Origin of the sequence: Streptacidiphilus neutrinimicus (genome assembly GCF_000787815.1) — a bacterium.
GTDB classification, from domain to species: Bacteria; Actinomycetota; Actinomycetes; order Streptomycetales; family Streptomycetaceae; genus Streptacidiphilus; species Streptacidiphilus neutrinimicus.
The window spans coordinates 115,826-138,663 of record NZ_BBPO01000001.1; the positions used below are offsets into that span (position 1 = coordinate 115,826).

Annotated in this window: 23 protein-coding genes; 16 read left to right on the plus strand and 7 right to left on the minus strand. The window is 72.5% G+C overall.

The genetic code is table 11. The annotated features are described in order from the left end of the window. Positions 1 to 34: 34 nt before the first annotated feature. Both TR48_RS00495 and nagB read right to left on the minus strand, forming a co-directional pair. Positions 35 to 1,465 carry an amidase gene (locus tag TR48_RS00495; protein WP_042363738.1) on the minus strand — a complete coding sequence of 477 codons (1,431 nt, stop codon included), beginning with the start codon at positions 1,463 to 1,465 and terminating at the stop codon, positions 35 to 37. A gap of 121 nt (positions 1,466 to 1,586) precedes the next feature. After that, a complete protein-coding gene (gene nagB / locus TR48_RS00500; protein WP_042363739.1) occupies positions 1,587 to 2,372 on the minus strand; it encodes a glucosamine-6-phosphate deaminase in 786 nt (261 codons plus the stop codon). 183 nt (positions 2,373 to 2,555) lie between these two features. On the opposite strand from nagB, the gene TR48_RS00505 reads away from it, so the two are divergent. The 4 genes from TR48_RS00505 to TR48_RS00520 are packed head-to-tail and all read left to right on the plus strand — an operon-like array spanning position 2,556 to position 6,966. Next, positions 2,556 to 5,120: an ATP-binding protein gene (locus TR48_RS00505; protein ID WP_042363906.1), complete on the plus strand. Its 2,565-nt coding sequence runs from the start codon at positions 2,556 to 2,558 to the stop codon at positions 5,118 to 5,120. Beyond that, complete coding sequence (locus TR48_RS00510; protein ID WP_042363740.1) at positions 5,117 to 5,800, plus strand: response regulator; 684 nt, start codon at positions 5,117 to 5,119, stop codon at positions 5,798 to 5,800. Before TR48_RS00505 ends, TR48_RS00510 begins: the two co-directional genes overlap by 4 nt. Before the next feature lie 49 nt (positions 5,801 to 5,849). Next, positions 5,850 to 6,248: an OB-fold nucleic acid binding domain-containing protein gene (locus TR48_RS00515; RefSeq protein ID WP_042363907.1), complete on the plus strand. Its 399-nt coding sequence runs from the start codon at positions 5,850 to 5,852 to the stop codon at positions 6,246 to 6,248. A 4-nt stretch (positions 6,249 to 6,252) separates the two neighbouring features. Next, complete coding sequence (locus TR48_RS00520; RefSeq protein WP_042363741.1) at positions 6,253 to 6,966, plus strand: DUF3159 domain-containing protein; 714 nt, start codon at positions 6,253 to 6,255, stop codon at positions 6,964 to 6,966. A gap of 217 nt (positions 6,967 to 7,183) precedes the next feature. Here TR48_RS00520 and TR48_RS00525 read toward each other — a convergent pair whose 3' ends face one another. Together TR48_RS00525 and TR48_RS00530 are read right to left on the minus strand one after the other, a co-directional pair. After that, complete coding sequence (locus TR48_RS00525) at positions 7,184 to 7,846, minus strand: potassium channel family protein (protein WP_042363742.1); 663 nt, start codon at positions 7,844 to 7,846, stop codon at positions 7,184 to 7,186. Then, positions 7,846 to 8,508: a potassium channel family protein gene (locus TR48_RS00530; protein WP_042363743.1), complete on the minus strand. Its 663-nt coding sequence runs from the start codon at positions 8,506 to 8,508 to the stop codon at positions 7,846 to 7,848. Before TR48_RS00530 ends, TR48_RS00525 begins: the two co-directional genes overlap by 1 nt. A gap of 226 nt (positions 8,509 to 8,734) precedes the next feature. Here TR48_RS00530 and TR48_RS00535 point away from each other — a divergent pair, with 226 nt between their 5' ends. The 8 genes from TR48_RS00535 (at position 8,735) to TR48_RS00570 (ending at position 16,350) form a co-directional block, all read left to right on the plus strand. Beyond that, complete coding sequence (locus TR48_RS00535) at positions 8,735 to 10,810, plus strand: APC family permease (RefSeq protein WP_042363744.1); 2,076 nt, start codon at positions 8,735 to 8,737, stop codon at positions 10,808 to 10,810. Then, entirely contained in the window at positions 10,807 to 12,171 is a 1,365-nt protein-coding gene (locus TR48_RS00540; RefSeq protein ID WP_042363745.1) for a class I SAM-dependent RNA methyltransferase, read from the plus strand. Before TR48_RS00535 ends, TR48_RS00540 begins: the two co-directional genes overlap by 4 nt. 68 nt (positions 12,172 to 12,239) lie before the next feature. Further along, positions 12,240 to 12,476, plus strand: a complete 237-nt coding sequence (locus TR48_RS00545) for a toxin-antitoxin system HicB family antitoxin (RefSeq protein ID WP_042363746.1) — start codon at positions 12,240 to 12,242, stop codon at positions 12,474 to 12,476. A gap of 52 nt (positions 12,477 to 12,528) precedes the next feature. Then, on the plus strand, positions 12,529 to 12,960 hold the full coding sequence (locus TR48_RS00550; protein WP_236651952.1) for a fic family toxin-antitoxin system, toxin component: 432 nt from the start codon (positions 12,529 to 12,531) through the stop codon (positions 12,958 to 12,960). Between the two features lie 23 nt (positions 12,961 to 12,983). After that, positions 12,984 to 13,814, plus strand: coding sequence for a putative RNA methyltransferase (locus TR48_RS00555; protein WP_042363747.1), 831 nt, complete (start codon positions 12,984 to 12,986; stop codon positions 13,812 to 13,814). A 217-nt stretch (positions 13,815 to 14,031) separates the two neighbouring features. After that, a complete protein-coding gene (locus tag TR48_RS00560) occupies positions 14,032 to 15,180 on the plus strand; it encodes an AAA family ATPase (protein WP_052442301.1) in 1,149 nt (382 codons plus the stop codon). A 5-nt stretch (positions 15,181 to 15,185) separates the two neighbouring features. After that, entirely contained in the window at positions 15,186 to 15,572 is a 387-nt protein-coding gene (locus tag TR48_RS00565) for a nucleotide pyrophosphohydrolase (protein WP_084728683.1), read from the plus strand. A gap of 193 nt (positions 15,573 to 15,765) precedes the next feature. After that, the gene (locus tag TR48_RS00570; RefSeq protein ID WP_152627729.1) at positions 15,766 to 16,350 is read left to right on the plus strand and encodes a DUF6099 family protein; all 585 of its coding nucleotides are present in this window, start codon (positions 15,766 to 15,768) and stop codon (positions 16,348 to 16,350) included. On the opposite strand, the gene TR48_RS44170 is transcribed toward TR48_RS00570, so the two are convergent. Next, the gene (locus TR48_RS44170; RefSeq protein WP_170183513.1) at positions 16,325 to 16,498 is read right to left on the minus strand and encodes a hypothetical protein; all 174 of its coding nucleotides are present in this window, start codon (positions 16,496 to 16,498) and stop codon (positions 16,325 to 16,327) included. The two genes, TR48_RS00570 and TR48_RS44170, sit on opposite strands and share 26 nt — an antisense overlap. Before the next feature lie 214 nt (positions 16,499 to 16,712). After that, on the minus strand, positions 16,713 to 17,717 hold the full coding sequence (dapD, locus tag TR48_RS00575; protein WP_042363748.1) for a 2,3,4,5-tetrahydropyridine-2,6-dicarboxylate N-succinyltransferase: 1,005 nt from the start codon (positions 17,715 to 17,717) through the stop codon (positions 16,713 to 16,715). Between the two features lie 163 nt (positions 17,718 to 17,880). Here dapD and TR48_RS00580 point away from each other — a divergent pair, with 163 nt between their 5' ends. The 3 genes from TR48_RS00580 to TR48_RS38500 all read left to right on the plus strand — a co-directional run bounded on the left by TR48_RS00580 (position 17,881) and on the right by TR48_RS38500 (position 20,662). After that, a complete protein-coding gene (locus TR48_RS00580) occupies positions 17,881 to 18,432 on the plus strand; it encodes a cysteine hydrolase family protein (RefSeq protein ID WP_042363749.1) in 552 nt (183 codons plus the stop codon). Between the two features lie 154 nt (positions 18,433 to 18,586). Next, the gene (locus TR48_RS00585) at positions 18,587 to 19,507 is read left to right on the plus strand and encodes a GlxA family transcriptional regulator (protein ID WP_042363912.1); all 921 of its coding nucleotides are present in this window, start codon (positions 18,587 to 18,589) and stop codon (positions 19,505 to 19,507) included. Between the two features lie 171 nt (positions 19,508 to 19,678). After that, positions 19,679 to 20,662 (plus strand): hypothetical protein, encoded by a 984-nt coding sequence (locus TR48_RS38500; RefSeq protein WP_052442303.1) that lies wholly within the window; start codon positions 19,679 to 19,681, stop codon positions 20,660 to 20,662. Positions 20,663 to 20,729: 67 nt separating this feature from the next. Here TR48_RS38500 and TR48_RS00595 read toward each other — a convergent pair whose 3' ends face one another. After that, positions 20,730 to 21,197: a GNAT family N-acetyltransferase gene (locus tag TR48_RS00595; protein WP_042363750.1), complete on the minus strand. Its 468-nt coding sequence runs from the start codon at positions 21,195 to 21,197 to the stop codon at positions 20,730 to 20,732. A 132-nt stretch (positions 21,198 to 21,329) separates the two neighbouring features. Here TR48_RS00595 and TR48_RS00600 point away from each other — a divergent pair, with 132 nt between their 5' ends. Then, complete coding sequence (locus TR48_RS00600) at positions 21,330 to 22,838, plus strand: 3' terminal RNA ribose 2'-O-methyltransferase Hen1 (protein WP_042363751.1); 1,509 nt, start codon at positions 21,330 to 21,332, stop codon at positions 22,836 to 22,838.

Here is a 22,838-nt window from a genome sequence, read left to right on the forward strand (position 1 = left end):
CCCCGCGCCCCTTACGTGTTGCGGCTGAAGGAGGTCACCAGAGGCTGGGCTTGCGGGCTGCCCAGGGGCGGGCTGCCTCCAGCTGGGCGGAGAGGGAGATCAGCGTCGCTTCGTCGCCGTAGCGTCCGCCCAGCATGACGCCGATCGGGAGGCCGTCGGCCGTCCAGTGCAGCGGGAGGTTGACCGACGGCTGGCCCGTGGCGTTGTAGAGCGGGGTGAACGGGGTGAACGCCGCGAGCGCCTCGAACTCCGCGGCCGGGTCCGCGTCGTCGCGGAGGCCGCCGACGAGGGCCGGGGGCTGGGCCAGGGTGGGGGAGAGGATGACGTCGTACGCCTCCTGGAGCTGGGCGACCAGCAGGCCGAGCGCGCGGAAGGCGTAGAGCGCCATCGCGAAGTCGGGGCCGGAGACGTGGGCGCCCTGGGCGCGCAGGTGGCGCGTGAGCGGCATCAGCTTGTCCTCGTCCTCGGGGGCGACCGGGGTCTGTGTGGCCATCACCGCCCAGACCTGGCCGAAGACGGTGCGCAGGGTGTCGTCCGCCGGGAGGTCCAGCGTCTCGACGGTGTGGCCGAGGGACGCCAGCAGCTCCGCGGCCGCCTCCGTGGCCGCCACGCAGTCGGCGTGGACCTCGACGCCGGGGACCGGCGCCTGGGTCAGCACGGCCACCCGCAGGGCCCCGGGGGCGCGGTCGGCGAACCCGCGGAACGACTCGCCGGGCGCCAGAGACGGCGCCGCGTACGGCTCCCCGGGCATGCTGCCCGCCAGGACGTCCAGCAGGGCCGCGGCGTCGCGGACGGTGCGCGCCAGCGGGCCGGAGGTGGAGAGCCCGGAGACGTCGTAGAAGGTCGGACCGGACGCCACCCGGCCGCGGCTCGGCTTGATGCCGAACAGGCCGCAGACGGAGGCGGGGATGCGGATGGAGCCGCCGCCGTCGCTGCCGTGGGCGAGCGGCGCGAGGCCGGAGGCCACCGCCGTGCCCGCGCCGCCGCTGGAGCCGCCTGCGGAGCGCTCCAGGTCCCAGGGGGTGCGCGCGGGCGGGGCGACGAGGTTCTCGGAGTAGCAGGGCAGCCCGAACTCGGGTGTCTGCGTCTTGCCGAGCAGGACCGTCCCGGCGGCGCGCAGGCGGGTGACGACGTGGTCGTCGACGGCGGGCACGTTCTCCGCGTACGCGGCCGAGCCGAGGGTGGCCCGCACGCCCGCGACGAAGTTGAGGTCCTTGACGGGCACGGGGACGCCGTGGAGCGGCGACAGCGGGCGATCCTCGCGGCGTGCGTCGGCCGCGTCCGTCTCGGCCTGGCGGGCCTGCTCCAGGGCGATGTCGGGGGTCACCGTGACGTACGCCCCGACCGTGTCGTTGAGCCGGTCGATCCGCTCCAGGTAGTGCTCGGTGAGTTCGACGGGGGAGAGCTTCCCCGTCGCGATCAGCTCACCCTGCTCCAACGCGGTCAGGTCGTGCAGTTGGGTCATCCCCGGCCTCCTTGCCGTGCCTGCGAACCGGCAGCTACCAACGGGTAGCTCCCGGCGCGATCCTCGCACCGGGAGCCGGAGACCCGCCAGGGTCGGGGTGTGAAAAGACCGCAGGGGCCGGTTACAGCCCCTGCCAGTGCGGCTTCGCCGCGTAGGTGGCGCGGAAGTAGTCGGCGAGCTTCAGGCCCTTCGCCGCGGCCTCGTCGACCACGACGGTCGCGTGCGGGTGCAGCTGCAGCGCCGAGGCGGGGACCAGCGCGGAGACGGGGCCCTCGACGGTGGCCGCCACCGCGTCCGCCTTACCGGCGCCGGTGGCCAGCAGGACGAGGTGACGGGCGTCGAGGATGGTCCCGATGCCCTGGGTGATCACGTGGTGCGGCACCTGGTCGATGTCGTCGTCGAAGAAGCGCGCGTTGTCGATCCGGGTCTGCTCGGTGAGCGTCTTGATCCTGGTGCGCGAGGCGAGCGAGGAACAGGGCTCGTTGAAGCCGATGTGGCCGTCGGTGCCGATGCCGAGCAACTGCAGGTCGACGCCGCCGGCGTCGGCCAGGGCCTGGTCGTAGGCGGCGCAGGCGGCGGTGATGTCGGCGGCGTTGCCGTCGGGGCCCGTGAACGAGGACTCGCCGAGGCCCAGCGGCTCGACGACCTCGCGCAGCACGGTGGAGCGGTAGGACTCCGGGTGCCCGGCCCGGAGACCGACGTACTCGTCGAGCTGGCAGATCCGCGCCCGGGAGGCGTCCACCTCTCCGGAGCGCACCTTGGCGGCGAGCGCCTGGTAGATCGGCAGCGGGGTCGAGCCCGTGGCCACGCCCAGAAGCGCGTCCGGCTTCCGGGTCAGCAGGTCGGCGATCGCCGTGGCGATGAGCTCGCCACCCGCCGCGGCGTCAGGAACGATCACAACTTCCACGCTGGCCTACCGATCTGGAGAGCTGGAGAGGTATAGACCAATCTAGCAGCACGGGCGGCCGCCGCGCTCCCCCGTTCCCGCCGTCGCCGTGCGTGACTCCCAGCACCTCCACTCCGCGCGAGTGTCCAGGTCACGTACGCTCGCAGTCGGGTCGACACCGGGTCGGCAAGGAGAATGGTCGACATGGGACGCGGCAGGCTGCGCATCTATCTGGGGGCGGCTCCCGGCGTGGGCAAGACCTACGCCATGCTGGGCGAGGGCCTGCGTCGCGCCGGGCGCGGCACAGACGTCGTGGCCGCCTTCGTCGAGACACACGGACGGTCCAACACGGCCGAGCGCATCGACGGCTTGGAGGTCCTGCCCCGCCGGACCATGGCCCACCGCGGCGCGGAGTTCACCGAGATGGACCTCGACGCGGTTCTGGCGCGCCGCCCCGCCGTCGCGCTCGTGGACGAGCTCGCCCACACCAACGTGCCCGGCTCCCGCAACGCCAAGCGCTGGCAGGACGTCGAGGAACTGCTCGACGCCGGGATCGACGTCATATCCACGGTCAACATCCAGCACCTGGAGTCGCTGGGCGACGCCGTCGAGGGCATCACCGGCGTGCGCCAGCAGGAGACCGTTCCGGACGAGGTGGTGCGCCGGGCCGACCAGATCGAGCTGGTCGACATGGCCCCGGAGGCGCTGCGCCGCCGCCTCGCCCACGGCAACGTCTACGCGCCGGAGAAGATCGACGCCGCGCTGGCGCACTACTTCCGGCCCGGCAACCTCACCGCGCTGCGCGAGCTCGCGCTGCTCTGGGTCGCCGACCGTGTCGACGAGTACCTGCAGCGCTACCGCGCCGAGAACCACATCGCCAGCACCTGGCAGGCCCGTGAGCGCATCGTCGTCGGCCTCACCGGCGGCCCCGAGGGCCGCACGCTGATCCGTCGCGCCGCGCGCATCGCGGCCAAGGGGTCCGGCAGCGAGATCCTCGCCGTCTACGTCTCCCGCAGCGACGGACTGACCAGCGCCTCACCCAAGGAGCTGACCGTCCAGCGGGCCCTGGTCGAGGACCTCGGCGGCACCTTCCACCACGTGCTGGGCGACGACGCGGCGGAGGCGCTGCTGGACTTCGCCCGCGGCGTCAACGCCACCCAGATCGTGCTCGGCTCCAGCCGCCGCAAGGCCTGGCAGTGGATCTTCGGTCCGGGCGTCGGGGCCACCGTCGCCCGGGAGGCCGGCGACATCGACGTGCACATCGTCACCCACGAGCAGGTCGCCCGCGGCCGGGTGCGGCCGATCCGGCGGATCGCCAACCTCGGCATGCCGCGCACCGTGGCGGGCTGGCTGGTGGGCGTCGGCGGGCCGCTGCTGCTGACCTGGGTGCTGAGCTTCTTCCCCTCGACCAGCGACAACCACACCGAGATGCTGCTCTACCTGGGCCTGACGGTGGGCGCCGCGCTGCTCGGCGGGCTCTTCCCGGCGCTGGCCTCGGCGGCGGTCGGCTCGCTGCTGATCAACTGGTTCTACACGCCGCCGCTGCACACGCTGACCATCAGCTCGCTCCAGAACATTGTCGCCGTGGCGGTCTTCCTCGCCGTGGCGCTCTCGGTCGCGTACGTCGTCGACCTCGCCGCCCGGCGCACCGCCGAGGCCGCCCGCAGCCGGGCCGAGGCGGAGACGCTGAGCTTCCTCGCCGGCAGCGTGCTCGGCGGCACGAGCGGGCTGCCCGCGCTGCTGGAGCGGGTCCGGGAGACCTTCCAGATGGAGTCGGTCACCCTGCTGGAGCGCCCCGACGAGTTCGCCCCCTGGCGCACCGCCGGCTGCATCGGGCCCAGCCCGGTCACCCGCCCCGAGGACGCCGACGTCGACGTGCCCGTCGGCGACCACCTCGCGCTCGCGCTCAGCGGCCGCGTGCTGCCCGCCGGGGACCGCCGCGTGCTGGTCGCCTTCGCCGCCCAGGCGGCGGTGCTGCTGGAGAAGCGCCGCCTGGAGGAGGAGGCGGCCGAGGCGCGTCGCCTGGCCGAGGGCAACCGGATCCGCACCGCGCTGCTCGCCGCCGTCTCGCACGACCTGCGCACCCCGCTGGCCGGGATCAAGGCCTCGGTCTCCTCGCTGCGCTCCGACGACGTCTCCTGGGAACCGGAGGACGAGGCGGAACTGCTGGCGGGCATCGAGGCCGGCGCGGACCGGCTGGACCACCTGATCGGCAACCTGCTCGACATGAGCCGCCTGCAGACCGGAACGGTCGTGCCGATCGTGCGCGAGATCGACCTCGACGAGGTCGTCCCGCTGGCGCTGCTCGGCGTCCCCCCGGGCGCGGTGCGCACGGAGATCCCGGAGACGCTGCCGATGATCTCCGCCGACCCCGGCCTGCTGGAGCGGGCGCTCGGCAACGTGATCGAGAACGCGGTGAAGTACAACACGGGCAACCGCGCCGGGCCCGACGGCAAGGGCTGCCGGGTCGCGGTCTCCGCCAGCGAGCTCAACGGCCGGGTCGAGGTGCGGGTCGCCGACCACGGCCCCGGCATCCCCGACGACGCCAAGGACCGGGTCTTCGAGCCCTTCCAGCGCTACGGCGACGCCCCGCGCGGCGCGGGCGTCGGGCTCGGCCTCGCGGTCGCCCGCGGCTTCGTCGAGGCGACCGGCGGCACGCTGACCGCCGAGGACACGCCGGGCGGCGGCCTGACCATGGTGTTCACTCTTCCGTGTGCGGCATACGCCGCCGCACCGCTGGTCACCCACGAAAGGCAGCAGCTCACATGACCCGGGTCCTGGTCGTCGACGACGAACCCCAGATCGTCCGCGCCCTGGTGATCAACCTCAAGGCCCGGCACTACGAGGTGGACGCGGCCCACGACGGCGCCTCCGCGCTGGAGCTGGCCGCCGCCCGCCACCCCGACGTGGTCCTGCTCGACCTCGGCCTGCCGGACATGGACGGCACCGAGGTCATCCGCGGCCTGCGCGGCTGGACCAAGGTGCCGATCATCATCCTGTCCGCCCGGCAGAACTCGGACGAGAAGGTCCAGGCGCTGGACGCCGGCGCGGACGACTACGTCACGAAGCCCTTCGGCATGGACGAGCTACTGGCCCGCCTGCGCGCCGCGGTCCGGCGCGGCGCGCCGGTCGGGCCCGAGGCCGAGAGCGCGACCGTCACCACGGCGTCCTTCACCGTCGACCTGGCCGCGAAGCGGGTGAGCCGCGACGGCAAGGACATCCGGCTGACCCCGACCGAGTGGCACCTGCTGGAGGTCCTGGTCCGCAACAGCGGACGCCTCGTCAGCCAGAAGCAGCTGCTCCAGGAGGTCTGGGGCCCCGCCTACGGCACCGAGAGCAACTACCTGCGGGTCTACATGGCGCAGTTGCGGCGCAAGCTGGAGGTCGACCCGAGCGCTCCGCGGCACTTCGTCACCGAGCCGGGCATGGGTTACCGGTTCGAGTTGTGATCCGTCCGGGCAGGCCCTTCGGGCCATGTCCGGGCTGTACCCTTCGGGCATGAGCAGTGAGATCTCCAGCGCGCGCCCGCAGGGGCGCCTGCGCCGCATGTTCAGCAAGCTGAGCAGCAGCAACGAGGAGCTGAACGCGGAGCAGCTGCGCCAGGACGTCGAGCAGACCGGTGCCATCCCCATCGTGTCCTGCGGCGACCGCCAGGAGGTCACCGTCAGCGGCACGCTCCGCGCCGTCACGCTGCGCCCGCGCGCGGGCGTCCCGGCGCTGGAGGCCGAGCTCTTCGACGGCACCGACGCGCTGGACGTGGTCTGGCTCGGCCGTCGCTCGATCGTGGGAATCGAGCCGGGGCGCAAGCTCATCGCCCACGGCCGTATCAGCCATGCCCGGGGGCGCCGGGTGCTTTTCAACCCGCGCTACGAACTGCGTCCCCACGGACAGGAGTGACCGCGTGAGCCACCGCGCAGCGTCGGCCGAGGCCGCCGCCGACACCTCCCTCATCGACGCGTTCGGGGGGATCCGCGGCATGGTCGACATGACCGTGCCCGGCCTGGTCTTCGTCGTCCTCTACACGATCACGAAGAGCGTCGGGATCTCGTCGTGGTCGGCGGTGGGCGTCACCCTGCTGCTGGTCGTCTGGCGCCTGCTGCGCAAGGAGACGCTGAAGCACGCCTTCGGCGGCGTGCTGGGCGTGGCCATCGGTGCGTTCATCGCCATGGAGTCCGGCAAGCCGCAGAACTTCTACCTGCCGTCGATGATCTACGGCCTGGTGCTGATGGTCGTCTACGCGGTCTCGGCGCTGGTGCGCTGGCCGCTGCTGGGCGTCATGCTGGGCCCGGTGCTCGGCGAGAACATGACCTGGCGCACGCAGAACCCCGGCCGCCTCGCCGCGTACACCAAGGCGACGTGGGTCTGGGTCGCGCTCTTCGCGCTGCGCGCGGCGATCCTCTTCCCGCTGTACTGGGCGGGCCAGATCACCTGGCTCGGCGTCGCCAAGATCGGCCTGGGCGTCCCGCCGTGGCTGGTCGCCATCTACCTCTCCTGGCTGATCCTCTCCAAGGCCCCCGCCCCCATCAAGGTCACGTCGGACGAGGACCCCGAAGCCACCGACGCCCCCGAGCCCCAGGCCGGCCGCACGACGGACGACGCCTTCTCCGAGCGGTAGTCGCAGCACGCGCAGGGGCGCGGGGCTCCGCTGATGTGCGGCTCCGCCGCGTGGGCGCGACTTGGTCAGGAGCGCTCCTGTGGGTCGTCGCAGCACGCTCACGGGCGCGCGGGGAACTGCGCGAGCAACCCACCGTGTGCGGATGGCCCTGCCCGCTGACCGACTCACCGCACAGGGTGGCTCGTCGCGCAGTTCCCCGCGCCCCTGAGCGCCGCAACTAACTCGGGGCGGCGAAGAGGGCCTCCAGCTCCGGTTCCCGTTCCGCCGTCGCGACGAAGAGCAGTTCGTCGCCGCCCTCGAGGACGTCGCTGCCGGACGGCACCAGCACGCGGCCCTCGCGGATGATGGTGACCAGGGCCGTGTCCTCGGGCCAGGCGATCGACTTGACCTGGGTGCCGACCACCGGCGCGTCCGCGCCGAGGGTGAGTTCGACGAGGTTGGCGTCGCCCTGGCTGAAGCGCATCAGGGTGACCAGGTCACCCACGCTCACGGCCTCCTCGACGAGCGCGGACATCAGGCGCGGCGTCGATACGGCCACGTCCACGCCCCAGGCCTCGTTGAACAGCCACTCGTTCTTCGGGTTGTTCACCCGGGCCACGACCCGCGGAACCCCGTACTCGGTCTTGGCCAGCAGCGAGACGACCAGGTTGACCTTGTCGTCGCCGGTGGCGGCGATCACGACGTTGCAGCGCTGCAGCGCCGCCTCGTCGAGCGCGGTGATCTCGCACGCGTCGGCCAGCAGCCACTCCGCCTGGGGGACCCGCTCGACCGAGATGGACTTCGGGTTCTTGTCGACGAGGAGCACCTCGTGACCGTTCTCCAGGAGCTCGCCCGCGATGGAACGACCCACCGCGCCCGCTCCGGCGATTGCTACGCGCATCAGTGCTCCTCCGGGCCCTTCGCGAAGACGGCCTCGACGGCCTCCAGATCAGCCGTGCGCAACATCACATGCACCAGGTCGCCCTCCTGCAGGACCATGTCGGGCGTCGGCAGGACGCCCTGGCCCAGGCGGGTCACGAAGGCGACGCGCACCTCGGCCTCCTGCTCGAGCTTGGAGACGCGGTGACCGATCCAGGCGGGGGAGTAGGGGACCTCGGCCAGCTGGACGGTGCCGCTCGGGTCCTGCCAGTTCGGCTCGGAGCCGGACGGGAGGAGCCGACGCAGCATCTGGTCCGCGGTCCAGCGGACGGTGGCGACGGTCGGGATGCCGAGGCGCTGGTAGACCTCGGCGCGGCGCGGGTCGTAGATCCGGGCAGCGACGTTCTCGACGCCGAAGTTCTCCCGGGCCACCCGGGCCGCGATGATGTTGGAGTTGTCGCCGCTGCTCACCGCGGCGAACGCGCCGGCCTCTTCGATTCCGGCCTCACGCAGCGTGTCCTGGTCGAAGCCGACCCCGGTCACCCGCTTGCCGATGAAGTCCGACCCGAGACGGCGGAACGCCGTGGGGTCCTGGTCGACGACGGCGACCGAGTGACCCTGCTTCTCGAGGGTGCGCGCGAGGGTGGATCCCACGCGTCCGCAGCCCATGATGACGATGTGCACGATCGTCCTTCCGGTGTCGGTGTTCGAGGTCGATGGTGACACCCTCTTAACGCTCTCTTGTCACCAGGGTGGCACTCCCGGAATGATTTGGTACCCACAGCGCGGTAGTTGAACAACCTTCGTCGCGGAACCCTCACAGGAGGTAACGGGCCCTTTCCGCCTGCGAAGCCCCTGTTTTTTGGACCCTGCTACCTGCGAACCTTCGGCAGCATCTACCATCCTCTGCGTGCCAAAACTCACGGACCTGTCTAAGCGCATCCTTATCGGTCGCGCGTTGCAGAGCGACAAGCTCGGCGAGACCCTGCTGCCCAAGCGGATCGCTCTGCCGGTCTTCGCCTCCGACGCGCTCTCCTCGGTCGCCTACGCGCCCGAGCAGATCTTCCTGTCCCTGTCGGTGGCGGGCATTGCCACGATCCACTTCTCCTGGTGGGTCGGCGCGATCGTCGGCTTCGTGATGCTGGTCGTCGTGGCGTCCTACCGCCAGAACGTCCACGCCTACCCGAGCGGCGGTGGTGACTACGAGGTCGCTACCGTCAACCTGGGCGGCAACGCGGGCCTGACCGTGGCCGCGGCGCTGCTGGTCGACTACGTGCTGACCGTCGCGGTCTCCACGACCTCGGGCGTCGCCAACATCGTCTCCGCGATCCCCTCCCTGCACGGACACGAGGTGGCCCTCTCGGTCACCCTGGTGCTGGTGCTCATGGCGATGAACCTCCGCGGCGTGCGCGAGTCCGGCACCGCCTTCGCGATCCCGACCTACGCCTTCATGGGCGGGATCTTCGTCATGATGATCTGGGCCGCGATCCGGAACTTCGGCTTCGGCGCCCACATGCACGCGGCCAGCGCCGGGTTCTCGATGGTGCCGGAGCCCGGCCACGTGGACCCGACCGGCATCGCCATGGTCCTGCTGCTGCTGAAGACCTTCTCCTCCGGCTGTGCCGCGCTGACCGGTGTCGAGGCGATCTCCAACGGCGTCCCGGCCTTCCGCAAGCCCAAGAGCAAGAACGCCGCCACCACGCTGCTGATGATGGCTCTGATCGCCGTCACGATGCTCGTCGGCATCATCTGGATGGGCAACCTGACCGGCCTGAAGATGGCCGAGAACACCAGCCAGCTGCACGGCGCCCCGGCCGGCTACCAGCAGAAGACGGCGATCGCGCAGATCTCCGAGGCGGTCTTCTCCAACTTCCACCTGGGCTTCTACTTCATCGCCGCGGTCACCGGCCTGATCCTGGTGCTGGCTGCCAACACGGCCTTCAACGGCTTCCCGGTGCTCGGCTCGATCCTCGCCCAGGACCGCTACCTGCCGCGCCAGCTGCACACCCGCGGTGACCGGCTCGCCTTCTCGAACGGCATCATCCTGCTGGCGGGCGTGGCGATCGTCTTCATCGTCGGCTACGGCGCGGACCCGAACCGCCTGATCCAGCTCTACATCATCGGCGTCTTCGTCTCCTTCAACATGAGCCAGACCGGCATGATCCGGCACTGGACGCGCCTGCTGAAGACCGAGACCGACCCGGCCGTCCGCCGCAGGATGATCCGCAGCCGCGTCATCAACGCGATCGGCCTGACCTGCACGGCCTGCGTGCTCGTCGTCGTCCTGGCGACCAAGTTCATGTCCGGCGCCTGGATGTCCTGCCTGCTGATGGTCGTCTTCTTCATCACCATGAAGGGGATCAACAAGCACTACACCCGGGTCTCCGCGGAGCTCGCCCTCGACGACGCCGAGGCCGAGGCGGAGGCGCTGCCGGCCCGCATCCACGGTGTGGTGCTGGTCTCCAAGCTGCACAAGCCGACCCTGCGGGCGATCGCCTACGCGCAGCTGTCCTCGCGCGGCAGCGCGCGGCTGGAGGCGGTCACCGTCGACGTCGACCCGCTCGACACCAAGGCGCTTCAGGAGGAGTGGGAGCGCCGTGGCATCGAGGTGCCGCTGAAGGTCCTGCACTCGCCCTACCGCGAGATCACCGGCCCGGTCGTCGAGTACGTGCGCCAGCTGCGCAGCAGCAACCCGCGCGACGTCGTCACGGTCTACATCCCGGAGTACGTCGTCGGCCACTGGTACGAGCACCTGCTGCACAACCAGAGCGCGCTGCGCCTCAAGGGCCGCCTGCTGTTCAAGCCCGGGGTGATGGTGACCTCGGTACCCTGGCAGCTGGAGTCCTCCGAGCGCCGCCGCAAGCAGCGCCCGTGGAACGCGCCGGGGCAGATCCGGCGCGGCGACGTCGGACGCCGCGAGGAGCGGCCGACGGCGACCGCCTCCGCCGTTCCCGCTCCCTCAGCCGCTAAGGACGACCAGGCGTGACCTCCCGCCGCAGCACCGCCCCCCGCCGTTCCGCCCAGTCGGACGCACCGTCGCTCGTCGGCGAGCGCTACGAGGTCGAGGTGGGCCCGGTGGCCCACGGCGGCCACTGCGTCGCCCGCCACGAGGGCCGGGTCCTCTTCGTCCGGCACACGCTGCCGGGCGAGCTGGTGATCGCCGAGGTGACGGACGGCACCGCCTCCTCGCGCTTCCTGCGCGCGGACGCGGTGGAGGTGCTGCGGCCTGCCAAGGAGCGTGTCGCACCGCCCTGCCCGTACGCGGGCCCGGGGCAGTGCGGCGGCTGCGACTGGCAGCACGTGACGCCGGGCGGGCAGCGCAAGCTCAAGGTCGCGGTGCTGACCGAGCAGCTGCGCAACCTCGCCGGGCTCACCCCGGAGGAGGCGGGCTGGGACGGCAGCGTCGAGCCCGCCCCGGGCGACAAGCTCCCGGCCGGTCAGGTCCCGGCCTGGCGCACCCGGGTGCAGTACGCGGTCGACCGGGCCACCGGTCGGGCCGGGCTGCGCCGCCACCGGTCGCACGAGGTGGTGCCCGTCGACCGGTGCCTGATCGCCGCGCCGGGCGTGCAGGAGCTCGGGATCGAGCGGCGCGAGTGGCCGCAGATCGCGAGCGTCGAGGCGATCGCGGCGACCGGCTCCTCCGACCGGTCCGTGATCCTGGTCCCGACGCCGGGCGGCCGGCTGCCGATCGTCGAGCTGGACAAGCCCGTCTCGGTGCAGCGCATCGACGACCAGGGCGGTCACCACCGCGTCCACGGCCGCACCTTCGTGCGCGAGCGCGCGGCGGACCGGACCTGGCGGGTCAGCAACGGCGGCTTCTGGCAGATCCACCCGGCCTCGGCCGACACGCTCGTGAACGCCGTGCTCGACGGCCTGGAGCCGCGCGAGGGCGAGAACGCGCTCGACCTGTACTGCGGTGTCGGCCTGTTCGCGGGCGCGCTCGCGGACCGGCTCGGCGAGGACGGCGCGGTCCTCGGCATCGAGTCCAGCAAGCAGGCCGTCGCCGACGCCCGCCACAACCTCGCCGACCTGATCGGCGAGCAGCGGGTGCGGATCGAGGCGGGCCAGGTCGAGAAGCTGCTGCCGCGCACGGGCATCGAGGAGACCGACCTGATCGTCCTGGACCCGCCGCGCTCCGGCGCGGGCCGGGAGACGGTCAAGCACCTCGCCGGTCTCGGCGCTCGCCGCATCGCCTACGTGGCCTGCGACCCGGCGGCGCTCGGCCGGGATCTGGCCTTCTTCGCCGAGTCCGGCTACCGGTCGGTCAGGCTGCGGGCGTTCGACCTTTTCCCGATGACGCACCACTTCGAGTGCGTGGCGATTCTGGAGCCCCGAGGCGGGGAATGACCTCTGCCACGGGCTTGTCCGAAAACTGACCCCTTCCTGTGCTAGCAGAATCGCGCTAGCTTCAACGTATGAGCAAAAAACAGTTGAATGTCCGGGTTGACGCCACGACGGCGGAGATCGCGCGCACACGGGCGGAACAGGAGGGGATCAGCATGAACCAGTACATCGAGAAGCTGGTCCAGCAGGACATGGGCGAGACGGGTCGCGCCTTCGTGGACGCCGCGGCGCAGTTCATGAAGGAGTACGAGGCGGTCTTCCTCGCGGAGTTCGGCGGAGATCGAGAGGGCCCGGGACAGCGCCGTTGAAAGGATCCTGTCGTTGACTGTCAATGTCGAGATCGACCTGTCCTGGCTGCTCATGGTCGCCGAGCAGTACACACCGGGCGACCCCCGGGTCACCGACTACGGCTCCCTCGTCGCGGCGGTGACCCGGCATCAGGCCGAGATCTTCGACGTCCTCGTCTACCCCGAACCCGAGGACCGCGCGGCCGCGTTGATGCACCAACTGATCAGGGTGCCGGCGCTGGAGCGCAACAACGAACTGTTCGCGACGGCCGTGGCCTTCGCCTACCTGGTCGCCGGAGGCGCCACGGTGGCCACCACGACCCGCGAGATGCGCGCCCTGTCACGGGCCGTCCGCGAAGGGCGCCTCGGCGTCGGCGGCACGGCGCAGCGCCTGGGCGGCTGGGTCGTCGACCAGACCCCCGAGGGCGCCGCCTCCGAACGCGCCGAGGACGATGCCGACGACCCCGACGAGGAGCCGGGCGAGGAAGGCTCCGACGAGGACTGACGGGCGAGGACTGAAACCGCACCATGCTCCACGACATCGTTCCCTGGCTGCGCTGCCCGCTCTGCCGCGCCGAGTTGACGCTCGATCAGAACTCCTTGCGCTGCCCCGCGCGCCACGCCTTCGACGTGGCCAGGCAGGGCTACGCCAACCTGCTCCCCGGCGGCGCGCACACCGGCACCGGCGACACGGCGGCCATGGTCGCCGCCCGCGTCGACTTCCTCGGCGCCGGCCACTACGCGCCGATCGCCGACGCGCTCGCCGCGGCCGTCCCCGCCGGAACGGAGCACGTCGTCGACCTCGGTGCGGGCACCGGCTCGTATCTCGCGCGGGTGCTCGACGCGGTGCCCGCCGCGCACGGACTGGCCCTGGACATCTCCAAGTTCGCGCTGCGCCGGGCCGCGAAGGCCCACCCGCGCGCGGGCGCGGTCGTCTGCGACGCCTGGCAGCCCCTACCGCTGCGGGACGGCGTGGCGGACGTGGTGCTGAACGTCTTCGCGCCGCGCCGCGGCGAGGAGATCCGGCGCGTGCTGCGACCGGGCGGCCTGCTGCTGGTGGTCACCCCGACGCCACGCCATCTGGCGGAGCTGGTCGGCGAGCTGGGCCTGCTCGGCGTCGACGACCGTAAGGACGAACGCCTCGCCAGGGCCCTGGAACCCCACCTCGCGCCCGAGGGCGCGAGCGAGCACACCTTCACGATGAAGCTCACCCACACCGAGGTCGCCACCGTTGTCGGCATGGGCCCCAGCGCCTGGCACACGGCCCCGGAAGTCCTCGCGGCACGCATCGCCACCCTCCCGAACCCAGCCCCGGTCACGGCCTCGGTCACGCTCAGCCGCTTCACCGCACCCACCTGAGGGCGCGCGGCTCCGCCGCCCGAATGGGCGCTGCGGGGACGGAGAGCCGACCCTGTCGGGTTCTGCCCGGGCGTGCGGCGACGTCCGTGTCCCGTCCGGCGTCCCGGGCCCTTGGCGCGTCGCCGCGTCCCCGGAGTGTCGGAACGTTCCCCCGGCGGGGTGGATCATTGGCTGGTGAGACGTTTCCGCAGGTCATTGGGGCAATAGTCTCGGGGTCGTGCCTCTTCGCCCCGCGCTGACCGAGCTGAGACCGGCCGCCTTCAAGTCCTTCCGCGACGCGGTTCTCCCGCTCGACGCGGTGACCCTGCTGCACGGCGCCCCGGGCGCGGGCAAGTCCAACGCCCTGGAGGCGCTGGTCGTGCTCGCCGTTCTGGCGGAGGGGGAGGACGCGGGCACGGCGCTGGCCGCCGCGCGTGGGGGCGCGGCGGGGTGTGTGCCGTTCGGGGAGGACACGGTCCGGCTCGGCTGCTCCGTCGACGGGCCGCACGGCGAGGCGCGCCTGGACGTCACGGTGCGGGTCGAGGGCGAGGACGCGGTCGTCGTCGGCGAGCGCCTCGCGCTCGGCGGGCGGTTGTTGGTGACCACGGGCGCGGTCGACCCGGTCGGCGGGCGGATCGACGTGGCCTGGCACAGCGACGGGCGGCAGGGCGACATCCGCGCGCCGCTCTCCGCGTCCGCGCTCGTCACCGCGCAGCTGCCGCTGCGCGTCGCCGGGGCGACGGCGGGGGAGCGGCTGGTGCTGGCCGCCGCCGAGCAGGTGCTGACAGCGCTGCGGGAGACCTTCGCCCTCGACCCCGCGCCCGCGCGGATGCGCGCCTGGGTCAGGGCCGACGACGACGCCCGCCTGCGGGGCACCGCCGAGAACCTCTCGGCGGTGATCGCCCGGATCGAGGGCGAGTGCCGGATCCGCTTCGGCAAACTCGTGCAGGCGGCCCGCGAGATGAGCGCCGTGCCGGTCAGCGGTCTCGGCGCGCTGCGCCGCCGCGAGGACGACGGGGCCGCGTGGGTCTGCGCCGCCCTGGACGAGCCGGGCGGACGCCGCGTCGCCGCGGACACGCTGCCCTCCGGCGCGCTGCGTCAACTGGCCTTCGCCACCGCGCTGCTGACCGGCCCAGGGGTGCTCCAGATGAGCCCGGCCGCCGAGGTCCCGGACGCGGAGCGGCTGCTGCAGATCCTCGCGGACGGCCTCGACCTCGGCCTGCCGCCGGAGCGCACCGCCGCGCTGCTCGCGCTGGCGGCGGAGGTCGCCGCGCGCGGCCACGTGCGGCTTCTCGCCACGGCGGGCGTCCCGGTCGCGGTCCCGGGGGTGCGCACGGTGCTGTGCCGTCGGGACGAGGCGGGGCACAGCGTGTTTCGGGGAGAATGATCCGCATGGACGCATCCACGCCGCAGGGCGAGCAGGGACCGGCCGAGTCCGAGCAGGGTCTGACCGTCGAGGTGCTCACGGGCCGGCTGCGGGCCTTCGCGGCGGCGCGGAACTGGCAGCCGTACCACACGCCGAAGAACCTGGTCGCCGCGCTCAGCGTGGAGGCGGCCGAACTGCTGGAGATCTTCCAGTGGTTGACCCCGGAGCAGGCCGCCGAGGTGATGAGCCACCCGAAGCGCGCGCACCAGGTCGAGGACGAGGTCGCGGACGTCCTCGCCTACCTGCTGCAGTTCTGCGGCGTCCTCGGCGTCGACCCGCTGGCCGCGCTGGCCGCGAAGATCGAGCGCAACGAGCTGCGCTTCCCTGCGGCGGCGCCGCAGCCGCTGGACTGAGCGGCACAAGGGGCGCACCGGCGCTCACCCTTGCGGGTGGCCGGGTTTTCCACACCCCCGGGGTTGTCCACAGAACGCGGGCGGCCCGGGACGGCGGTCGGTGATCGGGCGGAGTCTGGGTTCCAACAGAAGCGGGGCGCGGCGGAGACTACGTCGGCCCGGCTCGGCCCGGATCCGAGGGGTGGGTGGCGTCATGGACGCACTGCGACTGATCAAGACGACCCGGCACGCGCTGGTGGAGGCGCGGTCCGCGACCGACGTGACGGTGGAGGCGTGGCAGGCGTGCCGCGTCACCGAGGCGGTGGCCCAGACGGCGGCGCTGGCGCTGACCCACCGGGCGCTGGAGGGCGGCCCGGGCTGCGGGCCGGTCGAGATCGCCCGGGCGCTGGCCGAGGCGGGCGCCCACGCGGCGGAGTGCATCGGCCGCCCACCGGACGAGCCGGTCACGGGGGACCGGGCCGCCCGGCTCAGCGAGTTGGCGGATCCGGTGGCCACGGTGCGCGAGCTGCGCGTGCTGCTGCGGGAGGTCTGCCAGTCGCTGCTGGTGGTCGCCCTCGGGGCGGACGAACAGAGCCTCTACTGGTCCTGCGTCGACGGGGTCGACGCCGCGTTCGAGGCCCGCGAGCTGGCCACCGAGCTGATGCGGGCGCTCGGCGAGGAGCCGCCGGACACGGCGGCGGCGACCGGGGAGACGGAGGCCGAGGGAACGAGCGAGGGTGCGAGCGAGGAGGAGGTGCTGGCCCGCATCGGCGTCAGGCTCGATCCGCCTCCGGGGTGAAGACCCCGCCCTCCCGCTCCTCCTCGTCGGCGGGGGCCGCCGACGGCTGGAGCTCGGCGTCGAGCTGGACCAGGTCGGCGCTGAGCGCCGCCAGCATCAGCTCCATCTGCGCCAGCAGGTTCTGGGGGCTCGGTGGTTCGGACGACATGGCGGGGCTGGCCCTCCTCGGAGCGGGGACGGGACCGGCGTTCAGTGCCGGTCCCGTGCGGCCAACGATCCGACCAACCGGCCGGTCACTCCCCGTCACACCCAAGAGCGCACCCGCCAGGGGCGGTTCACCCCCAAGCGGGACGCCGTTTGAACGGCGGCGTCCTCGCCTGCTAGAGGCCCACGGAGCGACGGTGCCGCCGACTGGGCGCGCCTCAGTTGTGCGCGTGCAGGTCCGCGTTCAAGCCGCCCCAGCTGCCGCTGCGGGCGATGACCTCGACCGCGCCCGACTGGGAGTTGCGGCGGAACAGAAGGTTCGACTGACCGGACAGCTCGACGGCCTTGGCCACGCTGCCGTCGGGGGTGGTGACCCGGGTGCCCGCGGTCACGTAGAGGCCGGCCTCGACCACGCAGTCGTCGCCGAGGGAGATGCCGATACCGGCGTTGGCGCCGAGCAGGCAGCGCTGGCCCACCGAGACGACCTGCTTGCCGCCGCCGGAAAGCGTGCCCATGATCGACGAGCCGCCGCCGATGTCGCTGTGGTCGCCGACGACCACACCGGCCGAGATGCGGCCCTCGACCATCGAGGTGCCCAGGGTCCCGGCGTTGAAGTTGATGAAGCCCTCGTGCATGACGGTGGTGCCCTCGGCCAGGTGCGCGCCGAGGCGGACCCGGTCGGCGTGGGCGATCCGGACGCCGCCGGGGGCGACGTAGTCGGTCATGCGCGGGAACTTGTCGATCCCGTAGACGGCCAGTTGGCCGCCCTCCGCCCGCACCGCGAGGCGCGTGGCCTCGACCTGAGCGACGGGCACGGGGCCGATGCTGGTCCAGGCGACGTTGGCCAGCAGCCCGAAGATCCCGTCCAGGCTCTGGCCGTGGGGCTGGACCAGGCGGTGGCTCAGCAGGTGGAGGCGCAGGTACACGTCGTGGGTGTCCAGCGGCTTGTCGTCGAGCGAGCCGATCACCGTGCGGACCGCGATCACCTCGACGCCGCGGCGCGGGTCCACCCGGAGGGCGGCTGCCGCGCCGGCGCCCAGCTCAGCCTCGGCCTGCTCGGCGGTCAGGCGGACGGACCCGGCCGGGCCGGACTCCTCCGACCCCGCCGCGACCAGCTTCGGCGCGGGGAACCAGGTGTCGAGGACGGTGCCGTCGGCGGCGACGGTGGCCAGGCCGACGCCGACGGCGCCGCCCTTGGGAGCGGTGGAGGTCTCAGTAGTCACGCCAGAACGCTAACCAATCGGGCGGGCGGATGCCGAACCCGTCCCGCTGGACGGACTGCGTGTCCGCTCTGCGGCGGCCCCCGCGGGTGCTGACCGGATCGTTCCGGCGCTCGACCCGATGCGGCCTTATCCGCGCGCGTCATGCCAGGCCAGACTAGGTCTCATGAGTCGCGCACTGATCGTCATCGATGTCCAGGAATCGTTCCGCGCCCGCGCCGAGGGCCCCGAGGGCTGGGCCGGCATCGACAACCCCAAGATCGCCGAGCCGGTCAACCGACTGGTCCGGCTGGCCCGTCGGCAGGGCGACACCGTCGTCTGGGTCCTCCACGAGGAGCCGGGCACCGGGACCGAATTCGACCCGGCCAGTGGCCACGTCCGGCTGCTGGAGGAGCTGGACCAGCCGCTCGACGGCGAGATCACCGTCCGCAAGACCAGTCACAACGCGTTCACGACCACCAACCTGCAGCAGCAGCTGACCGAGCGGGGCGTGACCGAGCTGGTCCTCTGCGGCATCCGCACCGAGCAGTGCGTGGAGACCACCACGCGCGTGGGCAGTGACCTCGGCTACCGCTGCACCTTCGTCACCGACGCCACCACCACGAACCCGATCGGTGCGCTGAGCGTCGCCGCCATCGTCGAGCGCACCGAGGCGGTGCTGCGAGGCCGCTTCGCGGAGATCACCACCGTCGACGAGCTGGTCGCCGCGGCCGGATGAGCCGCACCCCGGCGGGCCTCGGCCGCTTGATCCCGGGCCGGGTGAGCCTCGGCCGGGTGGACATCGGCCGGGTGGGCCCGGGCCGGGTGGGTCGCCGTCGGCCGGCGGGGGAGGGCGACGGCGGCGGGCGCGGAGGTCGGGCGATGATGTGCCGGTGACGTGTCGCATCGCCTTCCTCCTGGCCCCCGGGGTCCATCTGCTGGACCTGGCCGGGCCGGCCCAGGTCTTCGGGACCGCGGCGACCTTCGGGCACCCCTACGAGCTCTGCTACGTCGCGGAGCGGGAGTCCGTGCTCAGCGCACAGGGCCTCCCGCTCCAGGCCGGGACCGAGTGGCCTGAGCTCGGGGTGGACGACCTGCTGGTGGTGCCGGGCTGGCACGTTCCGGACCAGCCGGACGCCGAACTGCCGCTGCCCCTCGGGGAGGCCTCGCTGGAGGCGCTGCGGGCACACCACGCGGCGGGGGGTACCGTCGCCAGCGTCTGCGCCGGGGCGCAGGCGCTCGGCGCCGCCGGCCTGCTCGACGGGCGGCGCTGCACCACCCACCACGATCTGCAGGACGAGCTGGCACGCCGTCATCCGCGGGCCCACGTGGTGCGGGACGTGCTGTTCACCACCGACGACCGGGTGGTGACCTCGGCGGGCATCGCGTCGGGGATCGACCTGGCGCTGCACCTGGTCGCCGGACGGCACGGGCCGGCCGCGGCCGCGCAGGTGGCGCGGGACATGGTGGTCTACGCCCGGCGCAACGGCCACGAGCCACAGGCGAGCGCGATGTTGCGGCACCGTTCGCATCTGGACGACAGCGTCCACCGGGTGCAGGACCTGATCGACGCCCGGTTCGCGGAGGCGTTGCCGCTGGCGCGGCTGGCCGCGGCGGGCGGGGTCAGCGAACGCACGCTGACCCGTGCCTTCACCCGGGCCACCGGGGGGCTGACGCCGCTGCGCTACCAGCAGGCGCTGCGGCTCGAGCGGGCGGAGCACCTGATCAGCCACGGTGCCACCGTCGAGGCGGCGGCACGAGATGTGGGTTTCGACGACGCCCGGATGCTGCGCCGCCTGCGCTCGCGGGGCTGAGTGCCACTCATGTCGGATGTTGCACAAGAGAAATGAGCGGCACTCAGCTTTCTTGCCGCTGACTCACAGCTCTCGCTCAGTCCTTACCTTCGGGCCTCTTGTTGTCACCCCATGGCGGGGTGTGTGATGTGGACTCGTCAGGACTTCCTTCCCCAATCAGGAGGTACGAGGATGTTCCGGATACGACGGGGCGCCACCGCGTCCATCGCCGCCGGGTGCGGCATCGCCTTAGCCGCCCTCTTCGCCGGCGCCCCCTCCGGTGTCGCGGCCGCACGGCCCGCCGCCCCACAGGCCGCCGCCCCGCAGGCCGCCGCCCCGCAGGCGGGCAACGTCCGCCTGGTCCGCTCCCACGGGCACGTCTACCGGGTGGAGATCCACGGCCGGCACGGGGTGATCCCGATGCGCGGCGCGCGCGGTGACGCCGTGCGCAGGCAGGTGGGCCGGGCTCCCGCCGACAGCACGCTGATCTACAACGGCGGGCCTGTCCAGCACCAGGTGAGCGTCTACCTGGTCTTCTGGGGTAACCAGTGGGACAGTGACAGCAATGGCGTGGAGCAGTACCAGAGCAACCTCTTCAACGGTCTCGGCACGTCCTCGGACAGCTGGTCCACCGTCACCTCGCAGTACACCGACAACAGCGGCCAGGGCCCGTCGTTCGGCGGTCCGGTGCTCGGCGGCACGTGGGTGGACGACTCCGCCCCCGCCCCGGCCAACGCCCAGCAGGCCGACATCGCCGCCGAGGCCGACGCCGCCGCCTCCCACTTCGGCGTCTCCGGTCCGGACGTGCAGATCGTCGTGATGAGCCCGAGCGGCACCTCGCCCGACGGCTTCCCCAACAGCGGCTTCTGCGCCTGGCACGACTACGACGGCACGGTCTCCTACACGAACATGCCCTACGTCCTCGACGCCGGTTCGAGCTGCGGCGCGAACTCGGTGGCGAACCAGCTGGACGGCTTCAGCATCGTCGGCGGCCACGAGTACGCCGAGTCGCTGACGGACCCGCAGCCCTCCAGCGGCTGGGTCGCCTCCGACGGCGAGGAAAACGGCGACCTCTGCGCCTGGCAGAACCTGGGCACGATCTCGCTGCCCACCGGCGACTTCGCCATGCAGCCGACCTGGAGCAACGCGGCCGGCGGCTGCGCGATGTCGGGCTGACGCAGGCCCGCTGAACCATCAGGTGGCGGGTCGTGGGCGCCGACAGCGACCCGCCACCGACCAGGTCTCAGGCCAGCCGGAGTTCGGCGGCCACCTGGCCGTAGATCACCTCGCCGGTCGGGCGGAAGCCGAGGTTCAGATAGAACCACTCCGGGCCGTGCCGGCCCGGCAACCACAGCACGCTGACCTGGCGCTCGCCGCGACTGCGGGCCTCGGCGCAGATCGCGGCGACGGCGAACCGGCCGTAACCGCGCCCCTGGTGCTCGGCGGCGATGTTCAGCCGCCAGATCCCGCAGCGGAACGCCTCGACGGGGCTGCGCGGATCGAAACTGCCCATTACGAAGCCGACCAGTTGATCCCGGTCGAAGACAAGCCGCGGCCACGCATGGGACCCGTGGGCGTACGCGTCGGCGAGCGACTTCACCACCGGGGCGACGAAGCCGTTCTGTTCCGGGCGGACCAGCAGAGCACAGGCCGCATCGACGTTCGCTGCCGTGACCTGTTCCAGTCGCAGCCAGGGCGAGAAGGGCGTCATGTCGGCACGATACGTATCCGGATGCCCGGGCAGAAGATCTGGGGTCCGATCCGTTCCACGGGAATTCGCCCAGGCTCCGGCCAGGGCAAAAGTCCGTGGGCGAAAGTCGAACACTTGGTCATACTCGTCCCTGTGTTCCTGACGATCAGCACCACCGGCACCGACCGGCGTCCCGCCACCGACCTGGGCTTTCTCCTGCACAAGCACCCGGAGAGGGCCCAGTCCTTCAGCACGGCCCACGGCCTCGCGCACGTCTTCTACCCGGAGGCGACCGCCGAGCGCTGCACGGCCGCGTTGCTGCTGGAGGTCGACCCGATCGCCCTGGTCCGCCGGGGCCGCGGCGCGAAGGGACGCGGCGGTTCTCCGGACTTCGCGCTCGCCCAGTACGTCAACGACCGCCCGTACGCGGCCTCCTCGCTGCTCGCGGTCGCCATGAGCGCCGTCTTCAAGAGCGCCATGAAGGGCGACTGCAAGAACCGGCCCGAGCTGGCCGCCGCGCCGCAGCCGCTGACGATCGAACTGCCCGCCGTCCCGGCCAAGGGCGGCGCGGACCTGGTGCGCCGCCTGTTCGAGCCGCTGGGCTGGCTGGTCGAGGCCGAGCCGCTGCCGCTGGACGCGACCTTCCCGGAGTGGGGCGAGTCCCGCTACGTCGCGCTGCGCCTGACCGGCACGCTGCGGCTGGCCGAGGCGCTCAGCCAGCTCTACGTGCTGCTGCCGGTCCTGGACGACGCCAAGCACTACTGGGTCGCCCCGGACGAGGTCGACAAGCTGCTCGCCCGTGGCGAGGGCTGGCTGGCCGAGCACCCCGAGCGACAGCTGATCGTCCGTCGGTACTTCTCCCGCCGCTCCTCCCTGGCGCGCGCCGCCAACGAGCGGCTGGAGCTGGCGCGGCTGGCGGAGGCGGACGACCGCGAGCCGGAGGAGCTCGACAACGCCGTCCCGGAGGAGGGCGCGGAGCCGACCGCCGCGGACGGACAGGCGCCCGGCGCCGAAACGGCCGAGCCGGCGCCGACCCCGCTGGCCGTCCGCCGTCGCGCCGCCATCATCGAGCGGCTGCGCGCCGCCGGGGCCAAGCGCGTGCTCGACCTGGGCTGCGGCGAGGCCGCGCTCGTGGCCGAGCTGCTCAAGGACCGCGCCTTCACCGAGATCGTCGGCGTCGAGGTCTCCGCCCGCGCCCTCGCGATCGCCGCGCGCCGGCTACGCCTGGACCGGATGAACGAGCGCCAGGCCGCCCGGGTCAGGCTGGTCCAGGGCGCGCTGACCTACACCGACGCGCGCCTGACCGGCTACGACGCCGCCGTGCTGTCCGAGGTGATCGAGCACCTCGACGAGGAGCGGCTGCCCGCGCTGGAGTACGCGGTCTTCGGCGCGGCCCGACCCGGCGCGGTCGTGGTTACCACGCCCAACGTCGAGTACAACGTGCGCTGGGAGTCGCTGCCCGCCGGTCACGTCCGGCACGGCGACCACCGCTTCGAGTGGGACCGGGCCCAGTTCCGCGCCTGGGCGGAGCGGACCGCCGAGACCTACGGCTACTCCGTCGACTTCGGTCCGGTCGGCGACGAGGACCCGGAGGTAGGGCCGCCGACCCAGCTCGCCGCCTTCACCCGCACCGATGAGACCACCGCCCCGAAGGGAGCGTGA

Coding starts and splice junctions, on each gene's coding strand:
- TR48_RS00495 (WP_042363738.1), bottom strand. CDS start 1,465: ATGACCCAACTGCACGACCTGACCGCGTTGGAGCAGGGTGAGCTGATC.
- TR48_RS00505 (WP_042363906.1), top strand. CDS start 2,556: ATGGGACGCGGCAGGCTGCGCATCTATCTGGGGGCGGCTCCCGGCGTG.
- TR48_RS00510 (WP_042363740.1), top strand. CDS start 5,117: ATGACCCGGGTCCTGGTCGTCGACGACGAACCCCAGATCGTCCGCGCC.
- TR48_RS00515 (WP_042363907.1), top strand. CDS start 5,850: ATGAGCAGTGAGATCTCCAGCGCGCGCCCGCAGGGGCGCCTGCGCCGC.
- TR48_RS00525 (WP_042363742.1), bottom strand. CDS start 7,846: ATGCGCGTAGCAATCGCCGGAGCGGGCGCGGTGGGTCGTTCCATCGCG.
- TR48_RS00545 (WP_042363746.1), top strand. CDS start 12,240: ATGAGCAAAAAACAGTTGAATGTCCGGGTTGACGCCACGACGGCGGAG.
- TR48_RS00550 (WP_236651952.1), top strand. CDS start 12,529: ATGGTCGCCGAGCAGTACACACCGGGCGACCCCCGGGTCACCGACTAC.
- TR48_RS00555 (WP_042363747.1), top strand. CDS start 12,984: ATGCTCCACGACATCGTTCCCTGGCTGCGCTGCCCGCTCTGCCGCGCC.
- TR48_RS00565 (WP_084728683.1), top strand. CDS start 15,186: ATGGACGCATCCACGCCGCAGGGCGAGCAGGGACCGGCCGAGTCCGAG.
- TR48_RS00570 (WP_152627729.1), top strand. CDS start 15,766: ATGGACGCACTGCGACTGATCAAGACGACCCGGCACGCGCTGGTGGAG.
- TR48_RS44170 (WP_170183513.1), bottom strand. CDS start 16,498: ATGTCGTCCGAACCACCGAGCCCCCAGAACCTGCTGGCGCAGATGGAG.
- TR48_RS00580 (WP_042363749.1), top strand. CDS start 17,881: ATGAGTCGCGCACTGATCGTCATCGATGTCCAGGAATCGTTCCGCGCC.
- TR48_RS38500 (WP_052442303.1), top strand. CDS start 19,679: ATGTTCCGGATACGACGGGGCGCCACCGCGTCCATCGCCGCCGGGTGC.
- TR48_RS00595 (WP_042363750.1), bottom strand. CDS start 21,197: ATGACGCCCTTCTCGCCCTGGCTGCGACTGGAACAGGTCACGGCAGCG.